The organism is Streptomyces ortus (assembly GCF_026341275.1).
GTDB lineage: Bacteria > Actinomycetota > Actinomycetes > Streptomycetales > Streptomycetaceae > Streptomyces > Streptomyces ortus.
In genome coordinates this window covers 1017900-1029842 of sequence record NZ_JAIFZO010000002.1, presented here as the reverse complement: position 1 = coordinate 1029842, position 11943 = coordinate 1017900, and the positions used below count along the sequence as shown (strand labels likewise).

The 11943-nt window shown below is 73.5% G+C and carries 10 protein-coding genes and 1 riboswitch; of the genes, 3 read left to right on the top strand and 7 right to left on the bottom strand.

Annotated features, from left to right (window positions below; genetic code table 11):
• Positions 1–75: 75 nt before the first annotated feature.
• The 7 genes from cobO to K3769_RS07765 form a co-directional block, all read right to left on the bottom strand.
• The gene (gene cobO / locus K3769_RS07795; protein WP_267025704.1) at positions 76–675 is read right to left on the bottom strand and encodes a cob(I)yrinic acid a,c-diamide adenosyltransferase; all 600 of its coding nucleotides are present in this window, start codon (positions 673–675) and stop codon (positions 76–78) included.
• Positions 675–2774: a putative cobaltochelatase gene (locus K3769_RS07790; protein ID WP_267025703.1), complete on the bottom strand. Its 2100-nt coding sequence runs from the start codon at positions 2772–2774 to the stop codon at positions 675–677. Before K3769_RS07790 ends, cobO begins: the two co-directional genes overlap by 1 nt.
• Before the next feature lie 67 nt (positions 2775–2841).
• Positions 2842–4374 carry a cobyric acid synthase gene (locus K3769_RS07785; RefSeq protein WP_267025702.1) on the bottom strand — a complete coding sequence of 511 codons (1533 nt, stop codon included), beginning with the start codon at positions 4372–4374 and terminating at the stop codon, positions 2842–2844.
• A complete protein-coding gene (locus tag K3769_RS07780) occupies positions 4371–5333 on the bottom strand; it encodes a cobalamin biosynthesis protein (protein ID WP_267025701.1) in 963 nt (320 codons plus the stop codon). The genes K3769_RS07785 and K3769_RS07780 overlap by 4 nt, the downstream gene beginning before the upstream one ends.
• 131 nt (positions 5334–5464) lie before the next feature.
• Positions 5465–5606: riboswitch (cobalamin riboswitch) on the bottom strand.
• A gap of 123 nt (positions 5607–5729) precedes the next feature.
• Positions 5730–5951, bottom strand: a complete 222-nt coding sequence (locus tag K3769_RS07775) for a hypothetical protein (protein WP_267025700.1) — start codon at positions 5949–5951, stop codon at positions 5730–5732.
• A gap of 12 nt (positions 5952–5963) precedes the next feature.
• Positions 5964–7199: an inorganic phosphate transporter gene (locus K3769_RS07770; protein WP_267025699.1), complete on the bottom strand. Its 1236-nt coding sequence runs from the start codon at positions 7197–7199 to the stop codon at positions 5964–5966.
• Between the two features lie 198 nt (positions 7200–7397).
• Positions 7398–8141 carry a lysozyme gene (locus K3769_RS07765; RefSeq protein WP_267025698.1) on the bottom strand — a complete coding sequence of 248 codons (744 nt, stop codon included), beginning with the start codon at positions 8139–8141 and terminating at the stop codon, positions 7398–7400.
• 108 nt (positions 8142–8249) lie between these two features.
• Between K3769_RS07765 and K3769_RS07760 the strand changes: the two genes are divergently transcribed.
• The 3 genes from K3769_RS07760 to K3769_RS07750 all read left to right on the top strand — a co-directional run bounded on the left by K3769_RS07760 (position 8250) and on the right by K3769_RS07750 (position 11902).
• On the top strand, positions 8250–8969 hold the full coding sequence (locus tag K3769_RS07760) for a class II aldolase/adducin family protein (RefSeq protein WP_267025697.1): 720 nt from the start codon (positions 8250–8252) through the stop codon (positions 8967–8969).
• Between the two features lie 154 nt (positions 8970–9123).
• Positions 9124–10260 (top strand): alpha/beta fold hydrolase, encoded by a 1137-nt coding sequence (locus tag K3769_RS07755; RefSeq protein WP_267025696.1) that lies wholly within the window; start codon positions 9124–9126, stop codon positions 10258–10260.
• 157 nt (positions 10261–10417) lie between these two features.
• Positions 10418–11902 carry a hypothetical protein gene (locus K3769_RS07750; protein WP_372514883.1) on the top strand — a complete coding sequence of 495 codons (1485 nt, stop codon included), beginning with the start codon at positions 10418–10420 and terminating at the stop codon, positions 11900–11902.
• Positions 11903–11943 lie beyond the last annotated feature (41 nt).

Genomic DNA, 11943 nt, shown 5'->3' with positions numbered 1-11943 from the left:
ACCCGGAGCTGGACCCCGACCCGGACCCGGAGCTGGAATCGAAGCCGGACGCTCCCGGGGCGGAGCCGTGGGACGTCACCACTCGATGCCCCTCTGCCCCTTCTGCCCGGCGTCCATCGGATGCTTCACCTTGGACATGTCGGTCACCAGATCGGCGAACTCGACCAGCTTCTCGGGCGCGTTGCGCCCGGTGATGACGACGTGCTGGGTCCCGGTACGGCCCCGCAGCACCTCCACCACCTCGTCGACGTCGACCCAGCCCCAGTGCATCGGGTAGGCGAACTCGTCGAGCACGTACAGCTTGTACGTCTCGGCGGCGAGGTCCCGCTTGACCTGCTCCCAGCCCTCCCGGGCCTTCTCCTCGTTGTCCTGCTGGGCGTCGCGCTGCACCCACGACCAGCCCTCGCCCATCTTGTGCCAGTCGACGGACCCGCCCTCACCGCTGGCGCCGAGGACGCGCAGCGCGTTCTCCTCGCCGACCTTCCACTTCGCGGACTTGACGAACTGGAACACCCCGATCGGCCACCCCTGGTTCCAGGCGCGCAGCGCGAGCCCGAAGGCGGCGGTGGACTTTCCCTTCCCCATTCCGGTGTGCACCATGACGAGCGCCCGGTTCCGTCGCTGACGGGTCGTCAGCCCGTCGTCCGGCACGACACTCGGCTGTCCCTGAGGCATTACGCGGCCTTCCTGCCGTTGCCCTGCTTGCTGCCCTGTACGTCCCTGACCAGCCCCGCGATCGAGTCGGCCCGCAGCTCGTCGAGCGTCACGGCCGTACCGCCGAGGTCGCCCGCGAGCTGCCCCGCCAGCCCGAGCCGTACGAGGCCCGACTCGCAGTCGACGACGACGGACGCGATCCCCTCCGCGGCGAACAGCCGGGCGGCCCGCCCGGCGAGCGCCACCGGTTCCGGGCCGCCGGTCGCCCGCCCGTCGGTCACCAGGACGACCAGCGCGCGCCGGGCCGGATCCCGCAACCGCTCCACCCGCAGCACGTCGTGGGCCCGCAGCAGCCCGGCCGCGAGCGGTGTACGGCCGCCGGTGGGCAGCGACTCCAGCCGTACCGCCGCCGCGTCGACCGACGACGTGGGAGGCAGCGCCACCTCGGCCGCGGACCCCCGGAAGGTCACCAGCCCCACCTTGTCCCGCCGCTGGTAGGCGTCGAGGATCAGGGACAGCACGGCTCCCTTGACGGCGCTCATCCGCTGCCGGGCCGCCATCGACCCGGACGCGTCCACGACGAACAGCACGAGGTTCCCCTCGCGGCCCTCCCGGGTGGCCTGCCGCAGATCGTCACGGCGTACGACGAGGCCGGGCCCGGACCGTCCGCGTGCCCGCTGATGGGGCGCCGCGGCCTGGACGGTCGCGGCCAGATGCAGCTTGGTGAGCGCCCCGCGCGGTCGGCGCGCCCCGGTGGTGCGCCCGTGCTCGGTCCGGGCCCGCGAGCGCCGCCCGGCGGCCCCCTCGCCCAGCCCCGGCACGCTCAGCATCTTCGTACGGAAGGGCTCGGCGGCCCGTACGGGGGACTGCTCGCCCGCGCCGGGGGACGGCGCCCCGCCGTGCTCGGACTCGTTCGCGGGAGCCTCGCCCTGCGCGGGCACCTCCCCGGAACCGTCACCGCTGTCACTGTCGCCCCCGTCGTCGGGCCCGTCCTGCGGAGGCCGCCCGCCACCGCCACCGGGCCCGTCCGGATCCGGATCGTCATCGCCGGAGTCGCCGGAGTCGCCGGAGTCACCGGACTCACTGGGATGCCCTGAGCCGTTCTCGTCGCCCGCGAACTCCTCCAGCGTCTCGTCGAGCTTGTCCTCGTCGAGGCCGGGCGCGTCGAAGGGATTGCGCCGCCGCCGGTGCGGCAGGGCGAGGAGCGCGGCCTGCCGCACGTCCTCGGCGAGCACGTCGGTCCGCCCCGCCCACGCGGCCAGCGCCGTCGCGGTCCTGGCCATCACGATGTCGGCCCGCATACCGTCCACCTCGAACGCGGCGCAGGTCGCCGCGATCTGGCGCAGCGCGCCGTCGCCGAGCCGCACGGACGGCAGCAGCTCCCGCGCGGCCACGATCCGCGCCCGTACGTCGGACTCCTCGTCGGCCCAGCGCGTCGCGAACCCCTCCGGGTCGTCGTCGTACGCGAGCCGCCGCCGCACGACCTCCACCCGCTGGTCGGGTTCGCGCGAGGCCGCCACCTCGACGGTCAGCCCGAACCGGTCGAGCAACTGCGGCCGCAGCTCGCCCTCTTCGGGGTTCATGGTCCCGACCAGCAGGAACCGCGCGGCATGCCGTACGGAGACGCCCTCGCGCTCCACGTACGAGGCACCCATCGCCGCCGCGTCGAGCAGCAGGTCGACCAGGTGGTCGTGGAGGAGGTTGACCTCGTCCACGTACAGGAGTCCGCGGTGGGCGTCGGCCAGCAGGCCGGGCTCGAAGGCCTTCACGCCCTCCGCGAGCGCCCGTTCGATGTCGAGCGCGCCGACCAGGCGGTCCTCGGAGGCGCCGACGGGCAGTTCGACCATCCGCGCGGGACGCGGCACACCCGGGCCCACCTCGTGGGGGCCGTCCGGGCAGGCCGGATCGGGGGCGTGCGGCGCGCAGGAGAAACGGCAGCCGGGGACGACGTCCACCTGCGGCATGAGCGCCGACAGCGCGCGCACGGCCGTGGACTTGGCGGTGCCCTTCTCACCGCGGACGAGCACACCGCCCACCGCGGGGGAGACGGCGTTCAGCAGCAGGGCCAGCCGCAGGTCGTCCTGACCGACCACGGCCGTGAACGGAAACGGGGTACTCACTGGTTGTCGTCCTCCAAATAGCCCATACGGACTTCGACTTCGTGGCCCAGGCGGGCTTCGCGCACGCTCATACGGGCGCCCCCGGTGGGATGAAAGGCAGTCCGGCCGGTGCGCCGGACTCGATGAGCCGCCACAGCGCGTCCGTGTCCGCGTGTTCCTCGATCAGGTCGCCCAGCCGGTCGAGCTGCTCCTCGCGCAGCCCCTCGAACGAGGTGTCGGCGGCCGGTACGAAGCGCCGCCCCGCCGCTGCCGCCACCTCGCGCAGGAAGGCACGCCGGAAGCCGTCCGACTCCAGCGAGCCGTGCCAGTGCGTCCCCCAGACCGCGCCGACCCGGCAGCCGTCCAGGAAGGGCTCACCGCCCGTCACTTGGGCTACTCCGTGATGGATCTCGTACCCCTGGACGGGTTCGCCGAGCGCCTCGCCGACGGGCCGGGTGAGGGTCTTCTCCCGTGCGAACCGCACGCGTACGGGGAGGAGTCCGAGGCCGTCGACGGCGCCGGCCCTCGACTCGACCTCGTCCTCGATGTGTTCGCCGAGGAGCTGGAAGCCGCCGCAGATGCCCAGCACCGGGCGCCCTTCGGCGGCCCTGCGCACCAGGGCGTCCGCGAGGCCGCGCCGCCGCAGCCACTCCAGGGCCCGGACCGTGCCCCGGGTGCCGGGTACGACGACCAGGTCGGCGTCCACCAGTTCCTCGGCGCGGTCCACGAACCGTACGACGACGCCCGGTTCGGCGGCGAGGGCGTCCAGGTCCGTGAAGTTGGACATCAGCGGGACCGCGCAGACGGCGACGCGCAGGATGTCCTCGCCGACGGGGGAGGAGACCTCGGACTCGCGCACCGCCCCCCGCAGGGACACCCTGAGCCCGTCCTCCTCGTCGATGCCGAGCCCGTGCCGGAAGGGCAGAATGCCGTAGGTGTGCCGCCCGGTGAGCCCGCGCAGCATGTCGACGCCGGGTTCGAGCAGCGAGACGTCCCCGCGGAACTTGTTGACGAGGAACCCGGCGACCAGCTCCTGGTCCTCGCGCGACAGCAGCGCCACCGTCCCGAAGAACGAGGCGAAGACCCCGCCGCGGTCGATGTCCCCGACCACGAGCACGGGCAGCCGGGCGTTGCGCGCGATCCCCATGTTCACGATGTCGGTGCGCCGCAGATTGATCTCGGCGGGACTGCCCGCCCCCTCACAGATCACCGCGTCATACGTGCCCCGCAACTCGGCCAGGCAGTCCAGCACGGTGCCGAGCAACGCCTCCTGGCGACCGCCGTGGTAGCCGCGCGCGCTCAGCTCGCCCACGGGCCTGCCCATCAGGACGACCTGGCTGCTGCGGTCGCCACCCGGCTTGAGCAGGACGGGGTTCATGAGCACGGAGGGCTCCACGCGGGCGGCCTGCGCCTGCATGGCCTGCGCGCGCCCGATCTCGGCGCCCTCGCGTGTGACGAACGAGTTCAAGGACATGTTCTGGGCCTTGAAGGGCGCCACCTTCACACCCCGGCGCACCAGCCACCGGCAGATCCCGGCGGTCACGACGCTCTTGCCCGCGTCGGAGGTCGTCCCGGCGACGAGCAGCCCGCCGCCCGTTCTCCCGCCCGTTCCCGCGTTCATGCCGTACGCCCCTTCGCCTTCGACAGCACTGACGTGGCGAGCAGCCGCCCGGCGGCACTCGCGCCCATCGCGAGCAGGCTCACGCGGCGCGAGAGCCGCACGGCCCGCTCGATGTCCCCGACCCGCACGGCCCGCCCCGGACCATTGAGCACGGGCCGGTGCTCCACCCGTCCCGCGTACGAGAGCGTCCCGCCGAGCCGTACCCCGAGCGCGCCCGCGAACGAGGCCTCCACGGGCCCGGCGTTGGGACTCGGATGCCTGGCGGCGTCGGCGCGCCAGGCGGTGGCGGCCCCGCGTGGATCACCCCCCGCGACGGCGGCGAGGGCGGCGGTCAGCCGGGCGCCGGGCCACCCCACCACGTCGTCGAGCCGTGCGGAGGCCCACCCGTACCGCCGGTGTCGGGCCGACTTGTGCCCCACCATGGCGTCCAGCGTGTTGACGGCCCGGAACCCCACCAGCCCGGGCACGCCCGCGACCGCGCCCCACACCAGGGCGCCCACCACGGCGTCGGAGGTGTTCTCGGCGACCGACTCGACCACCGCGCGGGCGATCCCGTCGGCGTCCAGCGCCTGCGGGTCGCGCCCGCACAGATGCGGCAGCCGCTCCCGGGCCACCTCGATGTCCCCGGCGGCCAGCGCCCCGCCGACGGCCCGCGCCTCACGGCCGAGCGAGGTCCCGCCGACGACGGCCCAGGTGGTGGCCGCGGTCAGAACGGCGGAGGCGACGGGGGAGGAGCGCAGGGAACGCTCGGCGGCCACGGCGAGGCAGACGGCGCCGCCCGCGCACACGGCGGTGTGCAGTGCGCCCCAGCCCCGGTGGTCGTGCCACAGGGCCCGCTCGACGGCTCCCGCGGCCCGCCCGAACGCGGCGACCGGATGCCCCCGGCGTGGATCGCCGAGCAGCAGGTCGGCGAGGAGGCCGGCGGCGGCGCCGGACGCGAAGACGCGATCGGCACGCATCGGTTCAGCCCGCCGTCGCGTGCGGCGGAACTGCCCTGCCGGGCACCCTCGTACCGGGCCCGGGCACACTGGTCCACAACAGACGGCCGCGCATGGCGATATGTCCTCACTCAGGGTGTCCACGCCCTGGTTCGACGAGACCGACGGCGAGAGTTCCTGGCTCCCGGGGGGATCGATTCCCCGGTGACAGTGGCGGGACCGCGCCGGATTCGCACCGGCTTCCTCTTCTGCCGACGTACATGGCCCCGGCAGTCCACCACGGTCCGAGAACAACCGTCAACTTGCCGTTGACCTGCGGCGGGAGAGTGTGCTGAGCCCCACACACGGACACGAGCAGGCCCCGCCGACCAGGTGGTCGACGGGGCGGTCCCGTTCGGAACGGACGTGCTGCGAGGGTCAGGCGACGATCAGATAGATCCCGTACGCCACGGCCGCCGCGCAGGCGGCGAAGCAGGCGTACGCGCCGGTGACCGCGAGGGGAGCGGAACCCCCCTCCGCGGCGGCCGACTCGCGCTTGGTGAGGCCGACGATGCCGAGGGTGAAGAGGCCCACGAGGGCGACGGTGGCGATGAGGCTGACTCCGAACACGGAGCCGAGGGCTGCCCAGTCGATCTTCATGAGGTTCGTTCCTTACACCGTGGCCGGACGGACGGGCTCGACGTCCGGGCCCGGGATGGTGGTCTTGAGGTCGTCGGCCGCGGCGACCGGACCGGCGGGAGGCGGGGTGACGGCGGCGATCGCGGTGGTCACGACGCCCGCGGGCTCGTGGTCGTCGTTGACGTTGTCGACGGTGACGGGCTGGCGGCGGGAGAGCGTCCAGATGACCGCGGAGCCCGCGATCAGCAGCGCGCCGGTGAGGACGATGCCCCAGGTGCCCTGCTTGGTCAGGAACTCGGCGCCCGCGCCGACCAGACCGGCGGCGGGGAGCGTGAGGCCCCAGGCGACGAACATGCGGGTCGCGGTCGACCAGCGGACGACACCGCCCTTGCGGCCCAGGCCCGAACCCATCACGGCGCCGGAGCAGGACTGGGTCGTCGAGAGGGAGAAGCCGAGGTGCGAGGAGGCCAGGATGACCGTCGCGGCGCTGGTCTGGGCGGCGAAGCCCTGCGGCGGCGCGAGGTCGGTGAGGCCCTTGCCCATGGTGCGGATGATGCGCCAGCCGCCCAGGTAGGTGCCGAGCGCGATGGCTATACCGGCCGAGACGATGACCCACAGGGGAGGGTTCGAGCCGGGCGCGAGCACCCCGCCGGTGACCAGGGCCAGGGTGATGATGCCCATGGTCTTCTGCGCGTCGTTCGTGCCGTGGGCCAGCGAGACCAGGCCCGCGGAGGTGATCTGACCCGCGCGGTAGCCCTTGGAGGTCGCCTTCTCACCGGCTCCGCGGCTGATCCGGTAGGTCAGCCGGGTGGCGAGCATCGCGGCGAGTCCGGCCACCACGGGTGCGGCGATCGCCGGCAGGAGGACCTTGGTGATCACGGTCGAGCCGTTCACCGAGGACCAGCCCGCCGACATCACCGCGGCGCCGATGAGGCCGCCGAAGAGCGCGTGGGACGAACTGGAGGGCAGACCCAGGAGCCAGGTCAGCAGATTCCACAGAATGGCGCCGACGAGCGCCGCGAAGATCACTTCTGTGCGGATGCCCTCTTCGTTGATGAGGCCGCCGGAGATCGTCTTGGCGACCTCCACGGAGAGGAAGGCACCGACGAGGTTCAGTACGGCGGACATGGCCACCGCCGTCTTGGGCTTCAGCGCGCCGGTCGAGATGGTGGTCGCCATCGCGTTGGCAGTGTCGTGGAAACCGTTCGTGAAATCGAACACGAGAGCGGTCACGATCACGATTCCGAGGAGGAGCGTGATGTGTTCCATTTACCCAGGCTTCTGTTGGACGACAGTGGCATGGGGAACGTAAGCAACCTGGATGAACGGAAGATGAACTGAGTCGGGCGGTGGGGTGACCCGATGGAGGTGTCGGCATTCCGCTTGTGTCGAAAGGGCGGCAAAGAGCGTGCGGCGGCGCCGAACGGTGTCGAACGGAAGCGGAATCCCTGGTTCCGCCACCCCGGCTCACCCCTTCGCGAGAGCCTTCAGCTGTGACAGCGAACCGTTGAAGAGATTCTGGTCACCCGGCAGGCTGCCCTTGTTGTCGTACTGCCAGAACGTCCAGTACTTCCAGCCCGAGGGCAGCGGCCCCGCGCTCGCGCTGTAGCGGGCCAGCCACAGCGGATGGTTCGCGGCGAAGGCGGCGCTGTTGCCCGTGCACGTCTTCCACCACGTGTAGGTCGTGTAGATCACGGGACGGCGGCCGGTCTGCCGCCGCACCTCGTCGCTGAAGGCCCTGATCCAGCCGACCATCCCGTTCTTGCTCAGCCCGTAGCACTTCTTCTTCTTGTCGTAGGGGTTGTACTCGATGTCCAACGCGGGCGGCAGCGTCCGGCCGTCCGCCCGCCAGGCGCCGCCGTTGCGTACGAAGTAGGCGGCCTGCTCGGTGCCCGACGACCTGTTCGGCAGCGCGAAGTGGTACGCGCCGCGGATGATGCTCGCGTCGTGCGCGCCGTCGTACTGCTGGGCGAAGTACGGGTTGCGGTACGTGGTCGACTCGGTGGCCTTCACGTAGACGAACGCGGCGCCCCCGCTCTTCGCGCTCGACCAGTTCACGTTCTTCTGGTGCGAGGACACGTCGTGCCCCTTGGGCTTGCCGGCGGCCGTGGCCGGCACGTCGGCGAATGCGGTGCCGCCGAGCGCCAGCGCCGCCACGGAGGCGGCGACGAGACGGACGCGCTGACGGGACGATGTGCGATCACTGACCATGTCTCCCCCGGATTAGTACCTGTATATGACCTTTCGGACGTGCGGGTTCCGTCCTTCAGTGCTCTCGCCCGAACGGAGCAGGGCCCGAGCGGCTGGCAGGATCACGGCATGGCTGAGCAGCGGCGGGACGCAGGGGACGGACGAGGCGCGGGGGAGCGGGGCGCGGGCCGGCCCGAGGAGGCGGAGGCGGAGACACTGGAGCGGGCGTGGGGCGACCTGGTGGCCACGGCCCGCCGGACGGTGTCCGACGGACTCGTCGTCGGCACCTCGGGCAACGTGTCCGTGCGCGTGGGCGACACCGTCCTGGTCACCCCGACCGGGGTGCCGTACGACCGGCTGCGGCCCGAGGACGTCTGCGGCGTCTCCCTGGACGGCCGGCGCGTGCTCGGTTCACTCGTTCCGACCAGCGAACTGCCCATGCATCTCGCCGTCTACCGAGCCACGGACGCGCGTGCCGTCGTCCACACCCACGCCGTGCACGCCACGGCCGTCTCGACCCTCGTCACCGAGCTGCCCCTCGTCCACTACATGTCCGCGGCCCTCGGCGGGCCCGTCCGGGTCGCGCCCTACGCCACCTACGGCACGGCGGAGTTGGCCGAGAACACGCTCCGGGCCCTGCGGGACCGCACGGCCTGCCTCCTGCAGAACCACGGCACCCTCGCCCACGGCGCCACCCTCGACCAGGCCTACGACCGCACCGCCCAGCTCGAATGGATGTGCCGCGTGTGGCTCACCGCGTCGTCCGTCCCGGGCCTCACCCCCACCCTGCTGACCGAGGACCAGGTGACACGGGCGGGCGAACGCCTGAAGGGATACGGCCAGCCGTGACGCGCCTGCCCCCGCGGGCCCGTCTGTCCTCGCTGACAGGCCTGCCCCCGCCGGTCCGTCTGTCCTCACCGACCCGCCTGTCCTCACCGACCCGGGGGTCACCCGTGTCGCCCGTCCACTGGCCGACGGCGGGCTCGATCAGGAGACTGGACGGGTGCGCACAGTGAAACCGACGACCGCAGCCCTCACCACCGCCCTCGCCGTGGCCGTGGCCGGCGCGGCCGGTGTCGCCGCCGGCCGCTTCGCCGGCGACGCCGCCCTGAAGGCGGCGCCGGGCCGGCCGCTGCCCACCGAACCCCGGCTCACCGTGCACGCCACGGCCGCGGGCCAGATCACCCTGACCCGCGCCCTCGCCTCCCGGCGCCCCGGCGTGTACGGCCTCGTCGGCCACGGCAGCCACGCCGTCGTCGGCCCGCTCCTGGCCGGGGCCGCGCACACCGCCGACACGGTGGTACGGCGCCTGGAGCGCGTCACCCACGGCACGCTGCAACCCGGCGACAAGGTGTGGTTCACGCCCGGCGTGCACGTCGGCGACCCGGGCACCGCCCTCGGCCTCCCCTTCACCGACGTGGACATCCAGGGCGAACTGGGCAGCCTGCCCGCCTGGTTCGTGCCCGCCGCCCGTGACACCTGGGTGATCACCGTGCACGGCCTCGGCGCCACCCGCGAACACCCCATGAACCTCTTGGAGTTCCTGCACCACCAGCAGTTCCCCGTCCTCGGCCTCGCCTACCGCGGGGACGCCGGGGCGCCGCGGTCCCCGGACGGCCTGAACCATTTCGGCGAGACCGAGTGGCACGATCTGGACGCCGCCATCCGCTTCGCCGTGCGCCACGGCGCCGAACGGGTCGTGCTGTACGGCTGGTCGACCGGCGCCACCATGGCGCTGCGCGCCGCCGGGCACTCCGGCCTGCGCGAGCGGATCTCCGGACTCGTCCTGGACTCGCCGGTCCTGAGCTGGGAGACCACCCTGCGCGCCCTCGCCAGGGCCCGCCGCACCCCGGGCGCCCTGCTGCCGCTGGCCGTCCGCGCCGCACAGGGCCGCACGGGCCTGGGCCGCGACCGCGTCGAGGGCGCCGCCGACCCGGTACGTCTCAAGGTGCCCACCCTCCTCCTGCACGGCCCCGACGACACCGTCGCCCCCTGGGGACTCTCCCGCCGCCTCGCGGACCACCGCCCCGACCTCGTCACCCTCCACACGGTCCACGACGCCCCGCACGGCGCCATGTGGAACGCCGACCCGGCCGGTTACGAAGAGGCCCTCCGCCGCTTTCTCACCCCACTGATGTGACCGCCTCCCCGCCCCGGCCGCGAAGCTTCCGTTTAACCGTGTACCAGTGGCCGAAATCCTCCCGGAGCCCCTGCCGGGGCCGGTGAGCGGACCGCCGCTGTGGCCTCCTGTGGCATTCCGTTTGGGTTTTCGGACCGTCAACCGGAAGACTGCCCCCGTGACGTCCCGTATCCCGCGCGACTCCAGGCTCCGACTCGTCCGCCCGCGAACCCTGGCCGCCGCCCCCCGAGCGATGACCCAGAGGCCCGCCCGCCGACCTGCCCCCCGCCCACCGGAGGGCACACCGGCACCGGCGGAACTGGCCCGTATGGCGCGCGCCGTGCTCGCCGGCGCGGCCCGGGTCGCCCGCTGGGCCGACGCCACGCTGGGCCCCGCCCCCGGGCCCCGCCGGGAGCGTGACAGCGCGGCCCCCGGCAGCGGTTCCACGGAGAACGGCGACTCCGGAGGGGAGAGCGGCCCCGGGGCGAAAGGCACACTCTCCGACGCGATCGCCCAACAGGCCGCCACCGATCTGTCCCTGACCCCGGATCAAGTACGGGCGGACTGGGACATCGCACGGCTCGCCGGCCTCATCGAGGTGCACGGCGACACCGCGCGCCCCGGCTGGCGCCTGCGTGCCTGGAACCGCGACGACAGCGCCGTACTGCGCGGCTGGGTCGCCTTCTTCGACGCCTGGTCGATCGCGCATCCCGGCCCCGACGGACAGGAGCCCTCCGCCGTCGCCGAGGTCGTCTCGGCGATGCCGCAGGTGCTCTCCTTCCTCCAGCTGTCCGCCGGCCCCGTCCCCGTCCCGCAGCTCCTCGACCTGCTGGAGCAGCGCGTCACGGAACTGCGCACCGAGCGCTGCGAGATCCCCTACGGACCGCAGCCCGGCCCCGTCGACAGCTCGGAGAGCCCGGCCGAGGACTCCGCGCCCGAGGACACCGCGCTCGCCCCCCTCCTCGACTGGGCGCTGCACGCCCTCGCCGCCGTCGGCGCGCTCACCTGCGCCGACGGCCAGGCCACGCTCACCCCGCTCGGCAGCTGGGCCGTGTGGGTCAAGCTGGAGCAGATCTGCGTGGCCGCGCAGAGCCCCGCCGGGAACATCGAGCAGGGCGCCGAGGACATGCTCCGCGGCTGCGCCCAGCTCAGACCCAACGCGGCCCGCGCCGAGTACCGCGCCTGGCTCGCCGCCCGCCCCGTCGGCAGCGCCGTCACCGAACTCCTCGCCGCCGCCCGCGGGGAGGACGCCCTCTCGCGCGGACTGGCCTTCGAGGCCCTGCGCGTGGTCGGCGCTCCCGCCGAGCCGGAGGTCCGCGCGGTGGCCGACGAGACGCCCCTGCGTCCGTACGCCCTGCTGTGGCTCGCCGAGCACGACGGGCACGACCCCGAGGACGCCCACCTGGTGCTCACCCGCGAGGAGGCCACCTGGCTGTGGGTCGACACCGCCGCGGCCGTCGCCGACCACGGCGAGGCCCCGCTCCTCGTACGGCACCTGGAGTCCGCGGTGCAGCCGACCGTCCCCGCGCTCCTCGACGAGGTGCGCGCGGTCGGCCACCCCCGCACCGTGCAGGTCCTGGTCGCGCTCGCCGCCGCCCACCCCGACCCGGCCCTCGCCAAGGCAGTGCGCCGCGCCGCCTTCCAGGTCCACCGAGGGGGCTGAACCGTCCGGGGCGGACGCGGACGCCGATGGGACTCCGGCCC

Excerpts from the sequence above, each read along its gene's own strand:
- cobO (WP_267025704.1), bottom strand. The coding sequence starts at position 675 with ATGCCTCAGGGACAGCCGAGTGTCGTGCCGGACGACGGGCTGACGACC.
- K3769_RS07785 (WP_267025702.1), bottom strand. The coding sequence starts at position 4,374 with ATGAACGCGGGAACGGGCGGGAGAACGGGCGGCGGGCTGCTCGTCGCC.
- K3769_RS07780 (WP_267025701.1), bottom strand. The coding sequence starts at position 5,333 with ATGCGTGCCGATCGCGTCTTCGCGTCCGGCGCCGCCGCCGGCCTCCTC.
- K3769_RS07775 (WP_267025700.1), bottom strand. The coding sequence starts at position 5,951 with ATGAAGATCGACTGGGCAGCCCTCGGCTCCGTGTTCGGAGTCAGCCTC.
- K3769_RS07770 (WP_267025699.1), bottom strand. The coding sequence starts at position 7,199 with ATGGAACACATCACGCTCCTCCTCGGAATCGTGATCGTGACCGCTCTC.
- K3769_RS07765 (WP_267025698.1), bottom strand. The coding sequence starts at position 8,141 with ATGGTCAGTGATCGCACATCGTCCCGTCAGCGCGTCCGTCTCGTCGCC.
- K3769_RS07760 (WP_267025697.1), top strand. The coding sequence starts at position 8,250 with ATGGCTGAGCAGCGGCGGGACGCAGGGGACGGACGAGGCGCGGGGGAG.